The sequence below is a fragment of the Streptomyces sp. NPDC041814 genome, assembly GCF_055590565.1.
On the sequence record NZ_JBVJAM010000010.1, the window covers coordinates 21,704 to 43,157 of the forward strand.

21 protein-coding genes are annotated in these 21,454 nt (G+C 71.3%); 7 read left to right on the forward strand and 14 right to left on the reverse strand.

From position 1 onward, the window contains the following. Window positions 1-72: 72 nt before the first annotated feature. On the forward strand, window positions 73-1,083 hold the full coding sequence (locus ACZ6C6_RS24210) for a C40 family peptidase (RefSeq protein WP_469205354.1): 1,011 nt from the start codon (window positions 73-75) through the stop codon (window positions 1,081-1,083). 240 nt (window positions 1,084-1,323) lie between these two features. Further along, window positions 1,324-2,055, forward strand: coding sequence for a phosphatase PAP2 family protein (locus ACZ6C6_RS24215; protein ID WP_469205355.1), 732 nt, complete (start codon window positions 1,324-1,326; stop codon window positions 2,053-2,055). Window positions 2,056-2,135: 80 nt separating this feature from the next. Here the strand turns inward: ACZ6C6_RS24215 and ACZ6C6_RS24220 are convergent, their stop codons facing one another. Beyond that, a complete protein-coding gene (locus ACZ6C6_RS24220) occupies window positions 2,136-3,740 on the reverse strand; it encodes an FAD-binding oxidoreductase (protein ID WP_469205356.1) in 1,605 nt (534 codons plus the stop codon). A 67-nt stretch (window positions 3,741-3,807) separates the two neighbouring features. Beyond that, window positions 3,808-3,981, reverse strand: coding sequence for a hypothetical protein (locus ACZ6C6_RS24225; RefSeq protein ID WP_469205357.1), 174 nt, complete (start codon window positions 3,979-3,981; stop codon window positions 3,808-3,810). Between the two features lie 179 nt (window positions 3,982-4,160). Between ACZ6C6_RS24225 and ACZ6C6_RS24230 the strand changes: the two genes are divergently transcribed. Further along, window positions 4,161-5,021, forward strand: coding sequence for an SCO4651 family lipoprotein (locus tag ACZ6C6_RS24230; protein WP_469205358.1), 861 nt, complete (start codon window positions 4,161-4,163; stop codon window positions 5,019-5,021). A gap of 133 nt (window positions 5,022-5,154) precedes the next feature. Next, a complete protein-coding gene (locus tag ACZ6C6_RS24235; protein ID WP_469205359.1) occupies window positions 5,155-5,346 on the forward strand; it encodes a hypothetical protein in 192 nt (63 codons plus the stop codon). Window positions 5,347-5,361: 15 nt separating this feature from the next. On the opposite strand, the gene ACZ6C6_RS24240 is transcribed toward ACZ6C6_RS24235, so the two are convergent. Then, on the reverse strand, window positions 5,362-5,739 hold the full coding sequence (locus tag ACZ6C6_RS24240) for a metal-sensitive transcriptional regulator (RefSeq protein WP_018101680.1): 378 nt from the start codon (window positions 5,737-5,739) through the stop codon (window positions 5,362-5,364). 200 nt (window positions 5,740-5,939) lie between these two features. Between ACZ6C6_RS24240 and ACZ6C6_RS24245 the strand changes: the two genes are divergently transcribed. Beyond that, a complete protein-coding gene (locus ACZ6C6_RS24245; protein ID WP_026171331.1) occupies window positions 5,940-6,560 on the forward strand; it encodes a DUF47 domain-containing protein in 621 nt (206 codons plus the stop codon). Between the two features lie 5 nt (window positions 6,561-6,565). Next, complete coding sequence (locus ACZ6C6_RS24250) at window positions 6,566-7,564, forward strand: inorganic phosphate transporter (RefSeq protein ID WP_469205360.1); 999 nt, start codon at window positions 6,566-6,568, stop codon at window positions 7,562-7,564. A gap of 122 nt (window positions 7,565-7,686) precedes the next feature. Here the strand turns inward: ACZ6C6_RS24250 and pstB are convergent, their stop codons facing one another. The 11 genes from pstB to mshD all read right to left on the reverse strand — a co-directional run bounded on the left by pstB (window position 7,687) and on the right by mshD (window position 19,258). Continuing rightward, entirely contained in the window at window positions 7,687-8,463 is a 777-nt protein-coding gene (gene pstB / locus ACZ6C6_RS24255; RefSeq protein WP_383305688.1) for a phosphate ABC transporter ATP-binding protein PstB, read from the reverse strand. 27 nt (window positions 8,464-8,490) lie between these two features. Further along, window positions 8,491-9,579: a phosphate ABC transporter permease PstA gene (pstA, locus tag ACZ6C6_RS24260; RefSeq protein ID WP_469205361.1), complete on the reverse strand. Its 1,089-nt coding sequence runs from the start codon at window positions 9,577-9,579 to the stop codon at window positions 8,491-8,493. Continuing rightward, complete coding sequence (gene pstC, locus ACZ6C6_RS24265) at window positions 9,576-10,562, reverse strand: phosphate ABC transporter permease subunit PstC (protein WP_469205362.1); 987 nt, start codon at window positions 10,560-10,562, stop codon at window positions 9,576-9,578. The genes pstA and pstC overlap by 4 nt, the downstream gene beginning before the upstream one ends. Window positions 10,563-10,688: 126 nt before the next feature. Further along, window positions 10,689-11,825 carry a phosphate ABC transporter substrate-binding protein PstS gene (gene pstS, locus ACZ6C6_RS24270; protein WP_469205363.1) on the reverse strand — a complete coding sequence of 379 codons (1,137 nt, stop codon included), beginning with the start codon at window positions 11,823-11,825 and terminating at the stop codon, window positions 10,689-10,691. A gap of 174 nt (window positions 11,826-11,999) precedes the next feature. Then, window positions 12,000-12,413 carry an NUDIX hydrolase gene (locus tag ACZ6C6_RS24275; protein WP_469205364.1) on the reverse strand — a complete coding sequence of 138 codons (414 nt, stop codon included), beginning with the start codon at window positions 12,411-12,413 and terminating at the stop codon, window positions 12,000-12,002. After that, complete coding sequence (locus ACZ6C6_RS24280) at window positions 12,410-13,447, reverse strand: CHAD domain-containing protein (RefSeq protein ID WP_469205365.1); 1,038 nt, start codon at window positions 13,445-13,447, stop codon at window positions 12,410-12,412. The genes ACZ6C6_RS24275 and ACZ6C6_RS24280 overlap by 4 nt, the downstream gene beginning before the upstream one ends. Next, window positions 13,413-15,665: an RNA degradosome polyphosphate kinase gene (locus tag ACZ6C6_RS24285; protein WP_469205366.1), complete on the reverse strand. Its 2,253-nt coding sequence runs from the start codon at window positions 15,663-15,665 to the stop codon at window positions 13,413-13,415. The genes ACZ6C6_RS24280 and ACZ6C6_RS24285 overlap by 35 nt, the downstream gene beginning before the upstream one ends. 252 nt (window positions 15,666-15,917) lie before the next feature. After that, a complete protein-coding gene (locus ACZ6C6_RS24290; protein WP_469205367.1) occupies window positions 15,918-16,934 on the reverse strand; it encodes a hypothetical protein in 1,017 nt (338 codons plus the stop codon). Beyond that, window positions 16,931-17,821 carry an ABC transporter ATP-binding protein gene (locus tag ACZ6C6_RS24295; protein ID WP_469205368.1) on the reverse strand — a complete coding sequence of 297 codons (891 nt, stop codon included), beginning with the start codon at window positions 17,819-17,821 and terminating at the stop codon, window positions 16,931-16,933. Before ACZ6C6_RS24295 ends, ACZ6C6_RS24290 begins: the two co-directional genes overlap by 4 nt. Further along, window positions 17,818-18,228 carry a GntR family transcriptional regulator gene (locus ACZ6C6_RS24300; RefSeq protein ID WP_328901356.1) on the reverse strand — a complete coding sequence of 137 codons (411 nt, stop codon included), beginning with the start codon at window positions 18,226-18,228 and terminating at the stop codon, window positions 17,818-17,820. The genes ACZ6C6_RS24295 and ACZ6C6_RS24300 overlap by 4 nt, the downstream gene beginning before the upstream one ends. Before the next feature lie 91 nt (window positions 18,229-18,319). Further along, on the reverse strand, window positions 18,320-19,258 hold the full coding sequence (gene mshD, locus ACZ6C6_RS24305; RefSeq protein ID WP_469205369.1) for a mycothiol synthase: 939 nt from the start codon (window positions 19,256-19,258) through the stop codon (window positions 18,320-18,322). Between the two features lie 131 nt (window positions 19,259-19,389). Here mshD and ACZ6C6_RS24310 point away from each other — a divergent pair, with 131 nt between their 5' ends. Next, a complete protein-coding gene (locus ACZ6C6_RS24310; RefSeq protein ID WP_469205370.1) occupies window positions 19,390-21,249 on the forward strand; it encodes a bifunctional metallophosphatase/5'-nucleotidase in 1,860 nt (619 codons plus the stop codon). Window positions 21,250-21,454 lie beyond the last annotated feature (205 nt).

Genomic DNA, 21,454 nt, shown 5'->3' on the forward strand with positions numbered 1-21,454 from the left:
GCTCCCTCGTACGACTCGTACACACCGTCGAAAACGCTCCCGAACCGTGCCCCGATGGGGGATGGTTGACGGGTGCGTAGATTCTGGGTGGCCGTGGGGGTCGGGGTCGGGGGGGCCTTGTGTTTTGTGGGTCTGCTCGTTGTGGGGACCTACTCCGCCGCTGCCGGGCTCGTCGGGGGCGCGGGTGGGGGGGCCGTCGCGTTGGCGAAGGGGGCTGTGCCGGCCAAGTACCAGGGGCTTGTGCAGAAGTGGGGGAATCTGTGCTCCGCGATCAACCCGGCGCTGCTCGCCGCACAGCTCTATCAGGAGAGCGGGTGGAACCCCCGTGCCGAGAGCTCCGCCGCCGCGCAGGGCATCGCGCAGTTCATCCCGGGGACCTGGGCGGGGCACGGGATCGACGGGGACGGGGACGGGGACCGGGACGTGTGGGACCCGGCCGACGCGATCCCCTCCGCCGCTTCGTACGACTGCGAGCTGGCCGGGTACGTGAAGAAGGTCCCCGGTGATCCCACCGACAACATGCTCGCGGCCTACAACGCGGGGGCGTACCGCGTGATCAAGTCGGGCGGGGTGCCCGACATCTCGGAGACCAGGAACTACGTCAAGATCATCCGTTCGCTGGAGAAGAGCTTCGCCCGGCCCGTCGGCCGTGTGCAGCCCTCACAGCAGGCGGCCGGGGCCATCTACTTCGCTCAGAAGAAGCTCGGCACGAAGTATCTGTGGGGCGGAAACGGTACGCCCGAGCAGGGCGGGCGGTTCGACTGTTCCGGGCTGACCCAGGCCGCGTACCGGACCGTCGACATCGAGCTGCCCCGTGTCGCGAACGACCAGTACAACGCCGGGCCGCACCCGTCGCGCGATGAGCTGCTTCCCGGTGATCTGGTGTTCTTCTCCGACGATCTGACCAATTCCCGTGCCATTCATCACGTCGGCCTGTACGTCGGGGGCGGGTACATGATCAACGCTCCGTACACTGGTGCGGTCATTCGGTTCGACAAGATCGACACGCCTGACTACTTCGGTGCCACCCGCGTGACCAAGGACGGGGCCGCGGCGCTGCCAACCGCGGGGCCGGCCGCCTGAGGGCCCGCGCCGGTGGCCGGAACTCTCCGTGAAGCCCAGGCCCTGAGCTGCGACGATGTGTCACTCTTCGATAACGTCATGGTGATCATTCGGTGGAGAGTGGAACGTACGCGCGGGGCGCGTCGTTCTCTGGCTGGGCGCGTGAGTGATCGACGTGGACGGACCGAACACGGGGGTTCGTGAATCGCGGCGCACAGGGACGTGGGCCGCAGCAGCAGACAAGGCAAGGGGCCGCAGCAGATGGCTGGACTCGCACTGGATGGGTCGAACCCCGACATCAGCCTGCTCTACGACATCAACGGGCTCGCCAAGTCCGCTCCCACCTGGTTCGACCGGGTCATGGAGTTCGTCGGAGAGTACGGGATCATGCTCGGCATGGTCCTCGTGGTCCTGTGGTGCTGGTGGAGTGTTCGCCGGCGGGGCACGGCCGAGGACTCCGTGTCGGCGGTGGCGGGGCTCGTGTGGGCGCCGCTCGCGGCCGGTATCGCCCTGCTCATCAATATTCCGATCCGCGGCTTCGTGGAACGGCCGCGGCCGTTCAAGGACCACTCCGGGCTCGACGTCCTGGTCGACGGGAAGAACGACTTCTCGTTCGTCAGCGACCACGCCACGATGGCGATGGCCCTCGCTGTCGGGCTCTTCGTGGCCCACCGGAAGTTCGGCATCGCGGCGATCGGGCTCGCCCTCCTGGAGGGCTTCTGCCGGGTCTACATGGGCGTCCACTACCCGACCGACGTCATCGGCGGCTTCGCCCTCGGTACGGCTGTGGCGCTGCTCCTCGCGCCCCTGGCGATGATGCTGCTGACGCCCCTCGTGGCGGCCGTCTCCCGGTCCGCCCGCCTCGGCCCCCTCGTCCGCTCGCGCCGGCCCCGGGCGGCGGACTCCGACCGGAACGACGCGCTCGGGATCCCCGAGCCGCGCCCCGGTTCGCGCGGCGGCGGCTCCGACGGCGAGAAGGGCCTCGCGGCCTGATCCCGGCCCCCTCACCCGCACGTGCCCCGGAGCCCGCGAGAGCGGCCCGGGGCACACGTGTGTCCGGGGCGCCCGCCCCCTCACACCCCCTGCGTGTACGTGAACAGCCCCTCCGGGTCGTACCGCTTCTTCACCTGGGCCAGGCGCGTCGCCCCCGAGCCGTAGTACGCGGTGCGCCAGTTGGTGAGGGCCGGGTCCGTGTAGTTCTGGTACGCCGCCCCCGACGCGTACGGGCGCAGCGCCGCATGGGTGTCTTTCAGCCACTTCTGCTGGGCGGTTCCCGGGGCCCCCGGCCGCCAGGCCCCGATGTACTGGGCGAGCATCCGGGAGCGGCGGTGGACGAACGCCGTGGCCCGCGGGTCCACCCGGTTCACCGCCCCGCCGAGCGCGGTCAGCGCGACCGAGCCGCCGCCGCCCTGGCCCGGGGCGAGCCGGGTGAACGCCTGGACCGCGTCGAGCAGGGCCGAAACCCCCGCCGGGGGGAGTGAGCGGTCGTAGAAGTCGGAGGCGGCGGCGTACGTCTCGCGCCGGAGGGCGCCCTGCGGGGTGCGGCCCGGCGTGGTCCCCGGGAGGTGGCACTGCGCGTCCGTGAGGCCGGAGCAGCCCGCGTACACGAGCATCGCCTCCCGGTAGTCGCGGCGGCGCAGCGAGACCGAGGTGGCGGAGGCGCCGATGCGGTCGGCGAGGCGGTCGACGGCGTTCTGCAGGTCGCCGTACGTGCCGAGGCTGAACGCCGACACCGAGACCGTCGGGCTGCTGCCGCCAGGCCCGGCGTCGAGGTGCGCGGCGGACCAGATCTCGTCGGGCTGGTCCGGGCCCCACTCCTGCCAGGCGGTGACGACGTCCCGGGCGCGCGACCAGGGCCAGGACATGTAGGCGGTGACCGTCCGCGGGGCGGAGTGCGTACGGAAGCGGAGGCTCGTGACGACGCCGAAGTTGCCGTTGCCCGCGCCGCGCAGCGCCCAGAAGAGGTCCGGGTCGCGTTTGGCGTCGGCGGTCACGGTGCGGCCGTCGGCCGTGACGATGGTGGCGGCGGTGAGGCTGTCGCAGGTCAGGCCGTAGGCGCGGGCGGCGACGCCGTGGCCGCCGCCGAGGGTGAGACCGGAGATGCCGACCGTGGGGCAGGAGCCGCCGGGGATCGTCACGCCGTGCGCGGCCAGGCCCTCGTAGACGTCGAGGAGCTTGGCGCCCGCGCCGATCGTGCCGTTCGCCTCGACGCGGTTGAGTGACGCGACGTCAATCACCAGGCGGCCGTTGCCGCTCGACCAGCCGGCGTACGAGTGGCCGCCGCTGCGGATGGCGACCGGCACGGAGGCGCGGCGGGCGAAGGCCAGGCATTCGCGGACGTCGTCCTCGTGCCGGACGTAGGCGATTCCGGCCGGTTTCTGGCCGTCGAAGCGGGTGTTGTAGAGCTGACGGGCCGTCGGGTACGCGGCGTCGCCCGGGCGGATCAGCGGCCCGTCGAGGCTCTTGGCCAGTGCGGACCAGTCCGCGGGTCCCGAGGGCTTGGAGGGCTTGGAGGGCTTGGGCGTCGAGGGGGCCGGGGAGGACGCGGACCCGGTGGGGGGCCGGGTGCCGCCGGGGGCCGGGTCCGTCGTGTCGGTGGCCTCGCACGCGGTGGCGGTGGCGCCGGTGAGGACGGTGGCGCCCGCCGCGAGGAGCGTGCGCCGGTTCGGCGGGGTCATCGGACCTCCGGTGTGGGGGGGAGAGGGGCCGGCCCGAAGGAAAGCTCCACGAGGGGAGGCCCGGTGGTCAGGCCGTGGTGCGGTGCTCGGCGGCGTCCGCGCGGGCCCGGTCGCGGGACCGGCGGGCGGGTCCGGACCAGCCGCAGGAGCAGCGGGCGGTGCAGAACGAGCCGCGTTCGACGGTGGTGGGTTCGTGGGCGGGGCGGTCCGGCGGGACCTCCGCGGCGTGTTGGTCGTACACGCGAACACGGTACTGGGCGGGGCGGTCCGGCCGGGAGGGGTCCGTCAACCGTGAGGGGGCGCTCGGGCGGCGGTGACGGCGCCAATCGGGGGCGTGGACGTTACAGGGGGCACGGGCCGTCGTTATGCGAGGCGGACACGGGCTCGGGCAAGCGGTTCGGCGTTTGGGGATGGCAGGCGATGGTGGTGCAGCAGCACAGGTCCGGAGGCGGGGTGCGCGTCGTGCGCGCCCTCGTCGCGGTGGGCGTGACGGCGGCGGCCGCCGGGTGCGCCGGTGGCGGCGGGGCCGACCGGGCGGCGGCGGCCGCGGACGCCCGGGACGGCGGCGCCGAGGTGGTGCGGCGGGCGGCGGTGGTGCTCGCCGGGGACGGGGTGGCGAGCGCCGAGGTGAGTACGTCGATGGAGACGGCCGCGGGTGGCACCCGGGTCACGATCAGGGGCTCGGGGGCGTACGACTTCCGGGCCGGGTCGGGCCGGGTGAAGGTGGTGCTGCCGCCCGACGCGGCGGGCGAGGAGGAGCACCGGCCGATCACGGAGCTGCTGGCGCCGGGCGCGCTGTACATGATGAACCGGGGCGCCGGGGTGCCCGCCGGCAAGTGGGTGCGGATCGACACGACGGCGCTGGAGGACGGCAATCTGGTCACCGGCGGGGTGACCGATCCGCTGGCCGCCGCCGAGCTGCTGCGGGGTGCGGGGGCCGTGACGTACGTCGGCGAGACGGACGTCGCCGGGGTGGCCGTGCGGCACTACCGGGGCACCGCGGACATCGGCCGGGCGGCGCGGCTGGCGGCGCCCGGTGCGCGGGCTGCGCTGGTGGCGGCGGCGAAAGGGTTCCGCACGCGGGCCGTGCCGTTCGACGCGTATCTGGACGAGGAGGGGAGGCTGCGCAAGGTGCGCCACCGGTTCAGCTTCGCCAACGAGGGCCCGGCGGCGGAGGTCGTCTCCACGACGCTCCTGTACGGGTTCGGCGTGCCCGTCACCGTACGGCTGCCGCACGACCGGGACATCTACACCGGCGAGATCGAGCAGGGACGTGCGTGAGATGAATCGCACGGAGGCCCGCTCGCCCGCCCTAGCCCTCCCGTGGGGGCGAAATGGTCCGTCCGTGCCATGCGCGGTGCGTGGCGGGCTGTCTACCCTAGGAAGCCGGTGACGGCAGTGAGAGGTGAGTGACGTGGTGACGCTCAGCCCGACCGTTTCGGACCATGTGGCGCTCGCCGAGATCGAGCTGTGCGGGGAACTGATGATCGCCGCGTCCGCGGCGATCGGGGAACGGCTCAGTGCGGACCGCATCGACGAGGTGCTCGACGTGAAGACGGACACCGACCGCACCACCGTCCCCCGGCAGGGCGACCACCGGGGCTGACGGGATCGTCTCGGGTCAGGTGCGCAGCAGGCGGGCGATGGCCTTGGTGGCCTCCTCGACCTTGGCGTCGACCTCGTCGCCGCCCTTGAGGGCCGCGTCGGCGACGCAGTGCCGCAGGTGTTCCTCCAGGAGCTGGAGCGCGAAGGACTGGAGCGCCTTGGTGGACGCCGAGACCTGGGTGAGTATGTCGATGCAGTAGACGTCCTCGTCCACCATGCGCTGGAGGCCGCGGATCTGGCCCTCGATGCGGCGCAGGCGCTTGAGGTGTTCGGCCTTCTGGTGGTGGTAGCCGTGTATTCCGCGGTCGTGGTCGGTGACGATCGCTTCCACGGGGGCGGCGCCGGGCGCCGCGTCCGGTGACGGCCCGGTCCCCATGGCCTCGGTGGTGGTCATTGCTGCCTCCCGTTTTCCCTTTACCCTGCCGTTTATATACCCCTGGTGGGTATATCCTAACGAATTCAGCTGAAACGTGACCGGGGTCCCGTGCTGATCACTGTGCCTGATGCGCGACACTGAAGAATGCCGGTTAGCCGTGGCCGGATGATGCGCCTAGCATCAGCCTGACCGAATCCAAAGCACCCCGAGGACCCCACGTGCGCTTTCGTCTGACCCCCAGGGAGACGAGCTTCTACGACATGTTCTCCGCATCCGCGGACAACATCGTCACGGGCTCGAAACTCCTGATGGAACTGCTCGGGGCGGATTCGTCCTCCCGGGCCGAGATCGCGGAGCGCATGCGGGCAGCGGAGCACGCGGGGGACGATGCCACCCACGCGATCTTCCACCAGCTGAACTCCTCCTTCATTACGCCGTTCGACCGTGAGGACATTTACAACCTCGCGTCGTCGCTCGACGACATCATGGACTTCATGGAGGAGGCCGTCGATCTGGTCGTGCTGTATCAGATCGAGACGCTTCCCAAGGGTGTGGAGCAGCAGATCGAGGTGCTGGCGCGGGCGGCCGAGCTGACCGCCGAGGCCATGCCGGGTCTGCGCACGATGGACAACCTCACCGAGTACTGGATCGAGGTCAACCGGCTGGAGAACCAGGCCGACCAGATCCACCGCAAGCTGCTCGCCCACCTCTTCAACGGCAAGTACGACGCCATAGAGGTGCTGAAGCTGAAGCAGATCGTGGATGTGCTGGAAGAGGCTGCCGACGCGTTCGAGCACGTCGCGAACACGGTGGAGACCATCGCGGTCAAGGAGTCCTGAACCACGTGGACACCTTCGTACTGATCGTGACCATCGGCGTCGCGCTCGGCTTCACCTACACCAACGGCTTCCACGACTCGGCGAACGCGATCGCCACGTCGGTCTCGACCCGTGCGCTGACGCCGCGTGCGGCGCTGGCGATGGCGGCCGTGATGAACCTCGCGGGCGCGTTCCTCGGCAGCGGGGTCGCCAAGACCGTCAGTGAGGGCCTGATCGCGACGCCCGAGGGCAACAAGGGGATGGGCATCCTCTTCGCCGCGCTCGTCGGTGCCGTCATCTGGAACCTGGTCACCTGGTACTTCGGCCTGCCCTCGTCGTCCTCGCACGCGCTGTTCGGCGGGATGGTCGGCGCGGCGCTGGCCGGCGGGACGATGGTGCACTGGGACGGGGTGCTCGACAAGATCGTGATCCCGATGTTCCTGTCGCCGTTGATCGGCCTGGTGGTCGGCTATCTGGTGATGGTCGCCATCATGTGGATGTTCCGGAAGGCCAACCCGCACAAGGCCAAGCGCGGTTTCCGCATCGCGCAGACGGTCTCGGCCGCGGGCATGGCGCTCGGGCACGGTCTCCAGGACGCGCAGAAGACGATGGGCATCGTGGTGATGGCCCTGGTCATCGCCGACGTCGAGTCCCCGAGCGATCCGATCCCGGTCTGGGTGAAGCTGGTCTGCGCGCTGATGCTGTCGCTCGGTACGTACGCGGGCGGCTGGCGCATCATGCGTACGCTCGGCCGGAAGATCATCGAGCTGGACCCGCCGCAGGGCTTCGCCGCCGAGACGACGGGTGCGTCGATCATGTTCGGTTCGGCGTTCCTCTTCCACGCGCCGATCTCGACCACGCATGTGATCACCTCGGCGATCATGGGTGTGGGTGCCACGAAGCGGGTGAACGCGGTGCGGTGGGGCGTCGCGAAGAACATCATCCTGGGGTGGTTCATCACGATGCCGGCCGCCGCGCTGGTCGCTGCCGCGAGCTACGGGGTCGTCTACCTGATGTTCGGCTGACCGGACGGGCTTGGTCCTGTGGGTCCGCCCCGCACTCCCTCGGGAGTGCGGGGCGGACCCTTTTCGCCTTGTGGTGGCACCGCCATGCAGCACCCCAAGGCCGTACGGGAGGGCCGGGCGGATCAGCCGAAGCGGCCGGAGATGTAGTCCTCGGTGGCCTGGACCGACGGGTTGGAGAAGATGCGCTCGGTCTCATCGATCTCGATGAGCTTGCCGGGCTTGCCGACCGCCGCCAGGTTGAAGAACGCGGTGCGGTCCGAGACGCGGGCCGCCTGCTGCATGTTGTGCGTGACGATGACGATCGTGAACCGCTCCTTCAGCTCGCCGACCAGGTCCTCGATGGCGAGGGTGGAGATCGGGTCGAGGGCGGAGCACGGCTCGTCCATCAGCAGCACGTCCGGCTCGACGGCGATGGCGCGGGCGATGCACAGGCGCTGCTGCTGACCGCCGGAGAGGCCGGAGCCGGGCTTGTTCAGCCGGTCCTTGACCTCGTTCCACAGGTTCGCGCCGCGCAGGGACTTCTCCACGATGTCGTTGAGGGCGCTCTTGCGGTACGAGCCGTTGAGGCGCAGGCCCGCCGCCACGTTGTCGTAGATCGACATGGTGGGGAAGGGGTTCGGGCGCTGGAAGACCATGCCGACGGTACGGCGTACGGTCACCGGGTCGACGTTCGTCCCGTACAGGTTCTCGTCGTCCAGGAGGACCTTGCCCTCGACGCGGCCGCCGGGCGTGACCTCGTGCATACGGTTCAGGGTGCGCAGGAAGGTGGACTTGCCGCAGCCGGAGGGGCCGATGAAGGCGGTCACCGAGCGGGGCTCGATGGTCATGGAGATGTCGTCTATCGCCTTGTGGCTGCCGTAGTAGGCCGACAGTCCGCTGACGTCGATGCGCTTGGCCATCTGAATCACTGCTGCTTTCCGGCGGGCCTAGCGCCCGGCCTTGGGGGCCTTCCAGCGGGCGATGCCGCGGGCCACCAGGTTGAGGATCATGACGAAGGCGATCAGGACCAGGGCCGCTGCCCAGGCGCGGTCGTAGGACGCGGCCTCCCCGATCTTGTACTGCTCGTAGATGTAGAAGGGCAGCGACGACTGGGCGCCTTCGAAGGGGTTGGTGTTGATCAGCTGGCTGCCGAAGACCAGCAGGATGATCGGGGCGGTCTCGCCGGCGATGCGGGCGACGGCGAGCATGACGCCGGTCGCGATGCCGCCGATCGCGGTCGGCAGGACCACCTTCAGGATCGTGCGCCACTTCGGGATGCCGAGGGCGAGCGATGCCTCGCGGAGCTCGTTCGGGACGAGCTTGAGCATCTCCTCGGTGGAGCGGACGACGACCGGGATCATCAGGATCGTCAGGGCGAGCGAGCCCATCAGGCCGGACGGTTCCAGGCCCGCGATGAGCATGATCGAGAGGATGAAGAGGCCGGCCACGATCGACGGGATGCCGGTCATGACGTCCACGAAGAAGGTGACGGCCCTGGCCAGCGCGCCCTTGCCGTACTCCACCAGGTAGACGGCGGTGAGCAGGCCGAGCGGGGCGGAGATCAGGGTGGCGATGCCGACCTGTTCCAGGGTGCCGATCAGCGCGTGGTAGACGCCGCCGCTGGCCTCGGGCCCGAGGACGCCGGCCATCGAGTGGGTCAGGAAGTAGCCGTCCAGGCGTTCGGAGCCGCGGCTGACGGTCGTCCAGAGCAGCGAGGCCAGCGGGACGACCGCGAGCAGGAAGCACACCCAGACCAGGCTGGTGGCGAGGCGGTCGCGGGCCTGGCGCTGGTTCTCGACCACGCTGGTGGCGACGTACGAGATGACCAGGAAGAACAGCGCGGAGATCAGGCCCCACTGCACACGGCTCTGCCAGCCGGCGGCGAGGCTCAGACCGATGCCGAGGACGATCGCGACGACGGCGAAGCCGAGCGGCGCGAGGCGCGGCAGGGACCGGCTGCTGAGGCTGCCCTTCGGGGCGGCCGGTGCGGGCGTCGGGAGGTCCTGGACGCCGGGGGTGGTGGTGGCGTGGCTCATGCGTTGGCCCCCGAGTACTCCTTGCGGCGGGCGATGATGAGCCGGGCCGCGCCGTTGACCAGCAGGGTGAGGACGAAGAGGACCAGGCCGGAGGCGATCAGGGCGTCCCGCCCGAACGCGTCGGCCTCGCCGAACTTCGCCGCGATGTTCTGGGCGAACGTCCCGCCGCCCGGGTTGAGCACGTGCAGCGAGATCAGGAAGTTCGGCGACAGGACCGTGGCGACGGCCATCGTCTCGCCGAGCGCGCGGCCGAGGCCCAGCATCGACGCGGAGATGACGCCGGAGCGGCCGAACGGCAGGACCGAGAGGCGGATGACCTCCCAGCGCGTTGCGCCGAGGGCGAGCGCGGCTTCCTCGTTCATCCGGGGGACCTGGAGGAAGACCTCCCGGCTGACGCTGGTCACGATCGGGAGGATCATGACCGCGAGGAGGATGCCGACGGTGAAGAGGGAGCGGGCGACGCCGATCTCGGTCTTCTCGAAGACGTACGTCCAGCCGAAGAACTGGTCGAGCCAGAGGTTGAGCCCCTCCAGGTACGGCACGAGGACGAGGGCGCCCCAGATGCCGTAGACGATGCTGGGGACGGCGGCGAGCAGGTCGATGACGTACGCGATCGGGCCGGCCAGCTTGCGCGGGGCGTAGTGCGAGATGAACAGGGCGATGCCGACGGCGACGGGGACCGCGATGGCCATCGCGATCACGGAGCTGACGACGGTCCCGAAGAGCAGGACGGCGATGCCGAAGACGGGCGGGTCGCCGGCCGGGTTCCAGTCGAAGGTGGTGAGGAAGTTGCCCTCGTCCTTCGAGATGGCGATCGCGGCGCGGTAGGTGAGGAACCCGGCGATCGACGCCATGATCACCAGGAGCAGGATGCCGGAGCCACGCGAGAGGCCGAGGAAGATCCGGTCACCGGCGCGGCCGGTGGAGCGGGGGCCGGTTCGCCTGCCCGGTGGGGTTTGTATCTGTTGTGTGGTGGAAGCCATGGTCTTTCCGGTCTGTGTGGGGGAGCCGGGGCTCCCCTGGCGGCGGTGCACCGGAGGGGCGGTGGCGGCCGGTCCGGAGGGGTGTTCCGGACCGGCCGCCGGATGCGCTGGGTGTCGTGCGGCTGGTTACGAGAGGCCGGCGACGGTCTCGCGGACCTTGGCGTTGATCTCCTCGGGGATCGGGGCGTAGCCCGCCTCGGTGAGGAGCTTCTGGCCGTCCGCCGAGGCGGTGTAGGTCAGGAAGGACTTGACGGTGCCGAGGGTGTCGGCCTTGTTGCCGGTGTCGCAGACGACCTCGTAGGTGACGAGGACCAGCGGGTAGGCGCCGTCGGCCTTGGTGGTGTAGTCGAGGTCGAGCGCCAGGTCCTTGCCGGTGCCCTTGACCTTGGCGGCGGCGATGGCCTTCGAGGCGTTCTCGGAGGACGCCTTGACCGGGGCGGAGCCGCCGGTGTCGATGTCGACCGTGGAGATCTGCTGCGAGGTGGCGTAGGACAGCTCGAAGTAGCCGATGGAGCCGTCGACCTGCTTGACCTGGGTGGCGACGCCGGAGGAGCCGGACGCGGCCTGGCCGCCGGGGGCGGGCCACTTCTTCTCGGCCTCGTACTTCCAGTCCTGCGGGGCGGCGGCGCCGAGGTACTTGCCGAGGTTCTGCGTGGTGCCGGAGTCCTCGGAGCGGTGGAAGGGCTGGATCGCCTTGTCCGGCAGCTTGGCGTCGGGGTTGAGCTTGACGATCGCCTCGTCGTTCCACTTCTTGATCTTCGTGTCGAAGATCTTGGCGAGGGTGGGGGCGTCCAGGGTCAGGCTGTCGACGCCTTCGAGGTGGAAGCCGACGGCGATCGGGCCGCCGACCATCGGGAGGTTGATGCCCTGGCCGGTCTTGCAGATCTTCTTGGAGTCGGCGACCTCCTCGGGCTTCAGCGCCGAGTCGGAGCCGGCGAAGCCGACGGTGCCCTGGTTGAAGGCGACGATGCCCTCGCCGGACGAGGAGGAGTTGTAGTTGATCTCCACACCGGAGCAGGCGGCCATGTACTCCTTGACCCAGAGGTCCATGGCGTTCTTCTGCGCGCTGGAGCCGGAGGCGCGCAGCTGGCCCTTGGCGCCGTCGCACTTGACGTTGGACGCGGCCTTCGTCTTGGCGCCGCCGGTGGGGGAGGTGTCGCCGCTGTTGTCGTCCGAACCGCACGCCGTGAGGACCAGGGCGCCGGAGACGGCGAGGGCACCGAGCGCGGTGGCACGAAGCCGGTTCTTGCGCTGAAGCTTCACTTTCGGGTGTTCCTTCCAGAAGCCGCCGCGGCTGCTTGCGGGCGGCGTGCGACGCGGGCGGTGCAGTGGCTGATCGCTGCACCCGGTAGGTCTGAAATTAGGCAGAACAGGTGACGTGGTTTACGGGGGTGGGTGAACGGGGGGTGAACCGTGGCGGGCCCTTGGGTTCCGGGCCTACGCCTCCGGGAACGTCCTCAGGGCGGCGGCCAGCACCTCGCGGTCGCGCGGCTGGGTCAGGCGCTCGCGGGCGGCCGCGGGCGGCAGCCACAGCACCGCGTCCACCTCGTGGTTCGGGGTGAAGGAGCCCTTCGTGGCCTCGGCGGACCAGTACGTGACCTCCTTCGGGCGCCCGTTCGCGACGTACCGGACCATGGGCAGCACGGCCCCCGGCACACAGTGGTGGCCCGTCTCCTCCAGGACCTCGCGGAGCGCCGCCTCCCGCGGGGACTCGCCGCGCTTCAGCTTGCCCTTGGGGAACGACCAGTCGTCGTAACGCGGCCGGTGGACGAGGCACAGCTCCACGCCCCCGGCGGGTGCGGGCGGCCGGCGCCACAGGACGCAGCCCGCCGCCCGCACCGGGCCGCTCACGACCGCGCCGCCCCCGTCGTCGCGCAGGCCCAGCTCTCGCGGAAGACCGCGCGCGCCGCCTCCACCTCGTGGCGCTGGTCGGCGTGGAGCACGCCCAGGGCGTACGCGGTCGCCGGGGCGATCCTGGGCGTGCGGGCGGCCGTGGCCGCCGCGCCGGCCGCCTCGGCCGCGTCCCGGTGCAGGTCGAGGGCGCGGCCCGGGGCGGCCAGGACCGGGTCGGGGGCGCCGTGCACCACCTCGTGGGCGTAGCGGTGGAGCCGGAGGAGCAGGCGGGTCTGGTGCCAGGGCGCGTCGTGCGCCTCGTTGTACGGTTCCGCCGACTCGTCGGAGGGCAGCGCGGCGACCGCCCCGAGCAGCCGCTGCTCGGCCCGGTCCGCGGGCCCGGCGAGGACGTCACCGGCGGGGCCGGCCGCGGCGGGGGAGAGCGGGACCTCGGAGGCGAGCAGCGCGACGGCGTCGGCCACCGCGTGGAAGCGGGCGGAGCCGAGGGCCTGGAGGGCGGCGGAGTGGGCGCGGGTCCGGGCGAGGGTGAGCTGCCGTTCCAGCAGGGCACCCGCGCGGGCGGCGCCGACGCCGAGGACGGGGCGGGCCGTTCCCGTGGAGTCGCCGGTGCGGGCGGCCGGGAGGACGGGGTCGCCGGAGAGGCCGTGGAGCGCTTCCAGGAGCCGGGTGAGCCGGTCCGCGTACGCGTGTTCGCGGGCGAGGGTGCCGGAGAGCCAGGACAGTTCGGTGCGCAGCTGATCCGCCCAGAGCGGGTCGAGCGCGGTGCGGAAGGTGCGCAGGGTGGCACCGATCCGGCGGGAGGAGCGGCGCAGTGCGGTGGCGGCCTGTTCGGCGGTGCGCGTTCCGGCGTCCGTGGGGGCGGTGTTCTCGCGGTGCAGGCGCAGGCTGCGCAGGAAGTCGGCGGCCTGGGTGCGCAGATAGGGGCCGAGGACCGCCCCGGCGTTCACGCCGGTGATGCCGGGGGCGTGGGCCGGGGCGGCGGCCTGGGTGTGGGGGTCAGGGCGTCGCACGCCGGCGCCTCCGGGCGTCAATGAGCATTTCCTGTACGTGCCGCAGGGGTTTGCCGTCCGCGTCCACGGAGTGCCGGGTCCAGTCGCCGTCGGGGCCCAGGTGCCAGGAGGAGGTGGTGTCGGCCATGCCGGTCTCCAGGAGGCGGCTGAGCGCGGCGCGGTGGGCGGGGTCGGTGACCCGGACCAGGGCCTCGATGCGGCGGTCGAGGTTGCGGTGCATCATGTCGGCGCTGCCGAACCAGACTTCGGGTTCGCCGCCGTTGCCGAAGGCGAAGACCCGGGAGTGTTCGAGGAAGCGGCCGAGGACCGAGCGGACCCGGATGTTCTCGGAGAGGCCGGTGACGCCGGGGCGGATCGCGCAGATGCCGCGCACCCAGATGTCGACGGGGACGCCGGCCTGGGCGGCCCGGTAGCAGGCGTCGATGATCGCCTCGTCCACCATCGAGTTGACCTTGATGCGCACGTAGGCGGGGCGGCCCGCGCGGTGGTGCGTGACTTCCTTGGTGATACGGGCGACCAGGCCGTCGCGCAGCGACTTGGGGGCGACCAGGAGGCGGCGGTAGGTCTCGCGGCGGGAGTAGCCGGAGAGCCGGTTGAAGAGGTCGGAGAGGTCGGCGCCGACCTGCGGGTCGGCGGTGAGCAGCCCCAGGTCCTCGTAGAGCCTGGCCGTCTTCGGGTGGTAGTTGCCGGTGCCGACGTGCGAGTAGCGGCGCAGGGTGTCGCCCTCCTGGCGGACGACGAGGGAGAGCTTGCAGTGCGTCTTGAGGCCGACGAGCCCGTAGACGACGTGGCAGCCCGCCTCTTCGAGCTTGCGCGCCCACTTGATGTTGGCCTGCTCGTCGAAGCGGGCCTTGATCTCGACGAGGACGAGGACCTGTTTGCCGGATTCGGCGGCGTCGATGAGGGCGTCCACTATCGGCGAGTCGCCGGAGGTCCGGTACAGCGTCTGCTTGATCGCGAGGACGTCCGGGTCGCCCGCCGCCTGTTCCAGGAACGCCTGGACGGAGGTGGAGAAGGAGTCGTACGGGTGGTGCAGGAGGACGTCGCGCTCGCGTACGGCGGCGAAGATGTCCGGCGCGGACGCGGACTCCACCTCGGCGAGGTCGCGGTGGGTGCCCGCGACGAACTTGGGGTACTTCAGCTCGGGCCGGTCCAGCGACGCTATGCCGAAGAGGCCGGTGAGGTCGAGGGGGCCCGGCAGCGGGTAGACCTCGGCGTCGGACACCTTCAGCTCGCGGACCAGCAGGTCCAGCACGTAGGGGTCGATGGACTCCTCGACCTCCAGACGGACCGGCGGGCCGAAGCGGCGGCGCATGAGCTCCTTCTCCAGGGCCTGGAGCAGGTTCTCGGCGTCGTCCTCCTCGACCTCCAGGTCCTCGTTCCTGGTGACCCGGAACATGTGGTGCGCCAGCACCTCCATCCCCGGGAACAGCTCCTCCAGGTGGGCCGCGATGACGTCCTCTATGGGGACGTAGCGCTGCGGCGACGCCTCCAGGAAGCGGGTCAGCAGCGGCGGCACCTTGACCCGGGCGAAGTGGCGGTGGCCGCTGACCGGATTGCGTACGACGACGGCGAGGTTCAGCGACAGGCCGGAGATGTACGGGAAGGGGTGGGCCGGGTCCACGGCGAGGGGGGTCAGGACGGGGAAGACGCGCTGCCGGAAGAAGGTGAACAGGCGGGCCTGCTCCTTGTCGGTCAGCTCCGGCCAGCGGATCAGCTGGATGCCCTCGTCGGACAGGGCCGGGGAGACGTCCTGCTGGTAGCAGGCGGCGTGCCGGGCCATGAGTTCGCGCGAGCGGGTCCAGATCAGGTCCAGCACCTCGCGGGGCTGGAGGCCGGACGCGGACCGGGTGGCGACGCCGGTCGCGATGCGGCGCTTCAGGCCGGCGACCCGGACCATGAAGAACTCGTCCAGGTTCGACGCGAAGATCGCCAGGAAGTTGGCCCGCTCCAGGAGGGGCGTGGTCGGGTCCTCGGCCAGTTCGAGGACCCGTTCGTTGAACGCGAGCCAGCTGCGTTCCCGGTCCAGGAAGCGGCCCTGGGGCAGCTCGTCGCCGTCCACCTCGGGTTCGTAGGCGTCGGCGTCGGCGTCGATGTCGGGGTCGAAATCGGCGGCGGTGGACAGGGCCGCGCCCCTCCCGGAGGGGGCGACGGCATGCGGCCGGTGTGCGGCGAGGGCACCGACGGACGGCTGGGCGGCGGGCTGGACCGGGACCTCGGAGCTGGGCTGCTGGCTCATGAGCCCATTGTTCCGCCCGGAGTGCTCCGGAGGCGCGTCGGAGGAGGACGAGATCGCGTGGACGGCGCGGTCGGGGCGCGTTCTGCCGGGATTTCGCCCGTTGCGGGGGGACGGCACAGCTGGCTGCATCCTGCGAGGGTCGCAAGGCCGTCTGAATGCGTGGTTACGACGACATGACGTGCGGGAAGCGGTGGGTGGCCGTGTGTGGGGGTCCCGTCCGGGGCCAGGGCCCCGGACGGGTTTGGGAATGCCTCAGGCGTGGTAGCGCCGCAGGACCCGGAAGGCGAGGGCGGTGGCGGCTGCGGCGAGGACGAGCAGGATGCCGGTTTCCATGAGCTGGAGGGGCCAGAAATGGGAGACGGGGTGGTGGTCGACGTAGTAGCCGGTGACGCCGCGGTCCGCGAGACAGCGGTCGGCCTTGGCCCCTGCGGCCCAGCAGGTGTCGGCCGGCAGCCGGGCGCCGTCGCCGGTGAGCCGGCCGGTCTCGACGAGCCACGCGTCGTCGGGCGTCTGGGGCGGGACCGAGCCGGTGCTGGACCGCGTGCTCAGCGGCCACAGTCCGCTGCGTACTCGGTTCAGCGCCACGGCCACCGCGGCGGTGGCGAGCAAGGCCACGCCCATGGCGGGCAGGGTGCGGCGCGTCAGCAGCCCGGCGAGCGCCCCGAGGGCGAGCCCGAGCAGGGCGTACCCCACGGGCGCGGTTCCCAGCGCGCCGAAGGAGGTGTTGCCGAACCAGTGGACCGGGTACAGCCCCTCCGACCGCGCCCGTGCCCAGGCGAAGACGGCGGACAGGACGGACACCCCCGCGACCAGCAGTGCGGCCGGAACCGCGAGCCTGGCCAGGAGCCAGTGGACGGGGGACACCGACTGCGTCCAGGCGAGCTTGTACGTACCGCTCTCGAACTCCTTGCCGATCATCGGGCCCGCGACGAACGCGGCGACGAATCCGGGCAGGACGGTCAGGCAGAGCCCCGCGTAGCCGAGCACCGTCTGCCGGACCGACAGGGCGAGGTCGAACTTCTGCAACCGGTCGTCACAGGTGCGGTCGGTCACCAGCGACGTGCAGGGGCTCGCCTCGAACGCGTCGTTGACGTGGCCTGCCCACAGGGTGATGCCCACGACGACGGCGATCCAGACCAGGGCGAGGATGCCCGTGCACCACAGGGCCCACCGGTGCTGGCGTACGAGGACGCGGGCACCGGCGCCCAGGGCGGGTCCGGGCCGGGCCGTACGCGGCGTGGCGGGCGCGATGCCGGTGAGCGCACTCATGCCGCCACCGCCTCGTGGACCGTCGCGCTCGGCGTGAGCAGCGCAGGGGCCTCCGGGGAGCGCAGGTGGGCGAGCAACAGCTCCTCCAGGGTGGGTTCGGAGAGGTCCCAGGCCGGGTCGACCGGGCCCTCCGGGCGGACCAGGGCGGTCAGGGCGCGGCCCGTCGTGCGGGATTCGATCACCGTGTGCGGGGTCAGGTCGCGGACCGGGCCCGTGAGTACGGCGTGGGCGGCGAGCAGTTCGTCCGTCTCGCCGCCGAGGCGGACGCGGCCGCCGTCGACCAGGAGGAGGTGGTCGCAGGCGCCCTCCAGTTCGCTGAGGATGTGCGAGGACATCACGATGGTCGTCCGGTGCTCGGCGGCCTCGGCCATCAGGGCGCCCATCAGCTGGTGGCGGGCGAGGGGGTCGAGGTCGGCCATCGGCTCGTCCAGGAGCAGGAGTTCGGCCCGCTTGCCCAGCGCGAGGGCGAGGGCGAGACGGCTGCGCTGCCCGCCGGAGAGGTCGCGGACCTTCGCGTCCGACGGCAGCGGTCCGGCGATGCGCGCCGCCGCCTCCCGGTCCCAGCCGTCCGGGTTCAGCTGCGCACCCGCCCACAGCGTTTCGGAGACCGTCAACTGCGGGTAGAGCGGCTTGTCCTGGGCCACGTACGCCATGCGGGCACGCGACTCGCCGGGCGCGGCGCCCAGGACCCGCAGCGTTCCCTCGGCCGGGCGGAGGAAGCCCGCCGCCAGGGCGAGCAGCGTGGACTTCCCGGCGCCGTTGGGCCCGACGAGCGCGCAGACGGCGCCGGCCGGCAGCCGGAAGGCGCAGTCCCGCAGTGCCCAGTCGCCCCTGCGGCCCCCGTATCTCATGCCGAGCCCCTCGGCCTCCAGCGCGGTACCCGTCATCGGTCCTGGTCCCCCTCGAATGTGCTGTCCAGTACGGCGGTGAAGAGCGCGCTCACGTCGTCGCGTTCGAGTCCGGCCGCCCGCGCCCGGCCCGCCCAGGCGGCGAGTTCGGCGCGCAGCGGGGAGTCGTCGGCGGCCGCCGCGCCGCCGAGTGACCGGGTGACGAAGGTGCCGAGGCCGCGTCGGCCCTCGACCAGCCCTTCGCGTTCCAGCTCGCGGTACGCCTTGAGCACGGTGTTCGGGTTGATCGCGGTCGCCTCGACCACCTCCCGGGCGGTGGGCAGCCGGTCGCCCGGCTCCAGCAGGCCCAGGCGCAGGGCCTGTTTGGTCTGCTGGACGATCTGGAGGTAGGTGGCGACGCCGCTGCGCCGGTCGATGCGGAACTCGACTGCCGCGGACTCTGCCATCTTCACCCTTTCACTAATTGAGTAGTGAAAGGGTGTCGTAAGAAAGGGGGCGGCGTCAAGCGGAGCCGCCCCCGGAAGAGTTGAGGAGAGGTCAGGACTCCGTGCGGTACATCAGGTCGACCTCGTGCGTGACGAAGCCCATCCGCTCGTACACCGCGAGCGCCGCCGGGTTGTCCGCGTCGACGTAGAGCATCGCGGTCGGCAGGCCCTCCGACGCCAGGTGGCGCAGGCCGATCGCGGTGAGGGCCTTGCCGAGGCCGCCGCCCTGCGCGTCGGGCCGGATGCCGACCACGTACACCTCGCCGAGCTGCTCCTCGGCGTGCACCTTCGTCCAGTGGAAGCCGATCAGCTCCGCGCCGCCCGCGCCGTCCTCGCGCTCCGCCAGGAAGAAGCCCTTGGGGTCGAACCAGGACTCGGCCTTGCGGTCGTCCAGGTCGCGCTGGGTCAGGGAACCCTGCTCCGGGTGGTGGGCGAAGGCCGCGCGGTTCACCGCGAGCCAGGCGGCGTCGTCCTCGCCCGGGACGAAGGTGCGCACGGTGACGCCCGGCGGGAGCACCGGCTCGGCGAGGTTCAGCGGACTCAACGGACGGCGCAGCTGGCGCAGTTCCCGGAACAGGGACAGGCCCAGGACCTGGGCGAGATGGCGCGCCGCGGCCTTCCCGCCGTGCGCCCAGACCCGCAGCCGCTTCCCGGTGGCGGCGAGCAGGGCGGCCCCGAGCGCGCGGCCGTGGCCGCGGCCCCGGTGCGCGGGGTGCACGACCAGCTCGGCGGCCGGTGCCTCCACGGGGTCGGTGTCCTCCAGTTGCGCGTACCCGGCGAGCACGCCTCCGGCGGACAGCAGGAAGTGCCGGACGCCTTCCCGTTGTCCGCCGCGCAGTTGCAGACGGCCCTGCTCCGAGACGGCCTGCCGGCCGTCGGACCGCGCGGCCTCGGCGAGCAGGTCGAGCACGGCCGCGGCCTGGTCGGGGGAGAGGGTGTCGAGGGTCTGGATCTCGCGTCCGGGTGCGGGGAGGGGTGCGTCTGTCGTCATGCGTACGAGCGTATGCGCCTGCGGCCCGCACCGGTTGGCAACCACTTCGTAACCCCGTACACCTGTCGCGCTACGCGCGTTGACTCTAGGCTGCGGCTCGTACTTCACCCGCTGAACTCACAAGGGGACCGATGTCAGCGACACCGCAGAAGAACCGGGCGTCACGGCGGGTGCTCGCCGCCGCGGCCGGTCTCGCCACCGTGGGCGCGCTCGTCGCCGCCATGCCGGCCGACGCCCACGACGGCGGCCACGGCCACGGGCACCACACGCCGGCCCGGACCGTCGACGTGCAGCTGCTGTCCTTCAACGACCTGCACGGCAACCTGGAGCCGCCGGCCGGCTCGGCCGGAACGGTCACCGAGACGCAGGCCGACGGTACGACGAAGGCGATCCCGGCCGGTGGCGTCGAGTACCTCGCCTCCTCGCTGCGTACCGCCCGCAAGGGCCACCCGTACTCGATCACCGCGGCCGGTGGCGACATGGTCGGCGCGAGCCCGCTGCTTTCGGGGCTCTTCCACGACGAGCCGACCATCGAGGCGCTGAACAAGATCGACCTCGATGTGACGAGTGTCGGCAACCACGAGTTCGACGAGGGCGCGACCGAGCTGGCCCGCCTGCAGAACGGTGGCTGCCACCCGGTCGAGGGGTGCTACGAGAAGGGCAAGGAGTTCCAGGGCGCCGACTTCCCGTACCTCGCGGCCAATGTGACGGACGAGAAGTCCGGGAAGCCGATCCTCAAGCCGTACACCGTGTGGAAGAAGAACGGCGTCAAGATCGGCTTCATCGGGGTGACCCTGGAGGGCACGCCGAACATCGTGACGGCCAACGGCGTCAAGGGACTCAAGTTCCACGACGAGGTCGAGACGATCAACAAGTACGCCAAGGAGCTGGACCGCCAGGGCGTGAAGTCGATCGTCGCGCTCATCCACGAGGGCGGTCTGCCCGCCTCCTCCTCGTACAACTACGACTGCGACAGCCCGGGCGCCGGTGACGGCATCTCCGGGCCGATCACGGAGATCGCCGAGGGCATCACGCCGAAGGTGGACGCCCTGGTCACGGGCCACACCCACCAGGCGTACGTCTGCACCATCCCGGACCCCGCCGGCAACCCGCGCCTGGTCACGTCGGCGGCCTCCTTCGGCCGGCTGTACACGGACACGACGCTGACGTACGACCGCCGCACCGGCGACATCGTGCGCACGGCGGTGGAGGGCAGCAGCAAGAAGGGCGCGAAGCGCCCGGCTCCGTCGAACCCGGTCTCCGCGAACCACCTCGTCGGCCGCGACCAGACGCCCGCCAAGGACATGACGGACCTGATCGCCCGCTGGAACACGCTCGCGGCGCCGATCGCGAACCGGCCGCAGGGCTACATCTCCGCCGACATCAACGGGCGCGGCTCCACCGCCCTGGAGAAGCCGCTCGGCGACCTGATCGCCGACGCGCAGCTGGAGGGGCTGGCCCCCGCGGACAAGGGCGGGGCGGTCGTCGCCTTCATGAACCCGGGCGGCATCCGCGCGGACCTGGTGTACAAGGCGTCCGGCAGTGAGGGCGACGGCGTCGTCACCTACGGCGAGTCGTTCACCGTGCAGCCGTTCACCAACATGATGAACGTCGTGGACCTGACCGGCGCCCAGCTCGTCAGCGCCCTGCAGCAGCAGGTCAGCGGCTCGAACGAGGCCAGCCCGAAGATCCTCCAGGTCTCGAAGGGCCTCACCTACACGCTGGACATGACGAAGTCCGGCGCGGCCCGCGTCGTCACGGACACGATTCTGCTGAACGGCGAGGCGATCGACCCGGGCAAGACGTACCGCGTCGCGATGAACGAGTTCCTGGCGGGCGGCGGCGACGGCTTCGCGGCGCTCGGCGCGGGCACCAACAAGCTGGTCGGCGCCTCCGACCTGGACCTGTTCAACGCCTACCTGGCCGCGCACTCCACGGCCTCGGCCCCGCTGGCCCCGCCGGCGACGGACCGGATCACGGTCGTGAAGTAACACGCGTCCCGCACCGAGGGCCCGCCACCGGAAGGTGGCGGGCCCTCGGCACGTGTGCGGGCGACCTGCCGTCGTGCACGCTCGGCAAACACCCGCGCACGTACGACACATCCGACGCCCCCGGCCGCTTCTAGTCTCTGGCCTGAAGTCGCCGTCGTCCGGTGGGGGCTTCTTCTCTTCTTCGGCGAATCGATGATCGGAGCAG

Excerpts from the sequence above, each read along its gene's own strand:
- ACZ6C6_RS24215 (WP_469205355.1), top strand. The coding sequence starts at position 1,324 with ATGGCTGGACTCGCACTGGATGGGTCGAACCCCGACATCAGCCTGCTC.
- ACZ6C6_RS24220 (WP_469205356.1), bottom strand. The coding sequence starts at position 3,740 with ATGACCCCGCCGAACCGGCGCACGCTCCTCGCGGCGGGCGCCACCGTC.
- ACZ6C6_RS24230 (WP_469205358.1), top strand. The coding sequence starts at position 4,161 with ATGGTGGTGCAGCAGCACAGGTCCGGAGGCGGGGTGCGCGTCGTGCGC.
- ACZ6C6_RS24240 (WP_018101680.1), bottom strand. The coding sequence starts at position 5,739 with ATGACCACCACCGAGGCCATGGGGACCGGGCCGTCACCGGACGCGGCG.
- pstB (WP_383305688.1), bottom strand. The coding sequence starts at position 8,463 with ATGGCCAAGCGCATCGACGTCAGCGGACTGTCGGCCTACTACGGCAGC.
- pstA (WP_469205361.1), bottom strand. The coding sequence starts at position 9,579 with ATGAGCCACGCCACCACCACCCCCGGCGTCCAGGACCTCCCGACGCCC.
- pstC (WP_469205362.1), bottom strand. The coding sequence starts at position 10,562 with ATGGCTTCCACCACACAACAGATACAAACCCCACCGGGCAGGCGAACC.
- ACZ6C6_RS24285 (WP_469205366.1), bottom strand. The coding sequence starts at position 15,665 with ATGAGCCAGCAGCCCAGCTCCGAGGTCCCGGTCCAGCCCGCCGCCCAG.
- ACZ6C6_RS24290 (WP_469205367.1), bottom strand. The coding sequence starts at position 16,934 with ATGAGTGCGCTCACCGGCATCGCGCCCGCCACGCCGCGTACGGCCCGG.
- ACZ6C6_RS24295 (WP_469205368.1), bottom strand. The coding sequence starts at position 17,821 with ATGACGGGTACCGCGCTGGAGGCCGAGGGGCTCGGCATGAGATACGGG.
- ACZ6C6_RS24300 (WP_328901356.1), bottom strand. The coding sequence starts at position 18,228 with ATGGCAGAGTCCGCGGCAGTCGAGTTCCGCATCGACCGGCGCAGCGGC.
- mshD (WP_469205369.1), bottom strand. The coding sequence starts at position 19,258 with ATGACGACAGACGCACCCCTCCCCGCACCCGGACGCGAGATCCAGACC.
- ACZ6C6_RS24310 (WP_469205370.1), top strand. The coding sequence starts at position 19,390 with ATGTCAGCGACACCGCAGAAGAACCGGGCGTCACGGCGGGTGCTCGCC.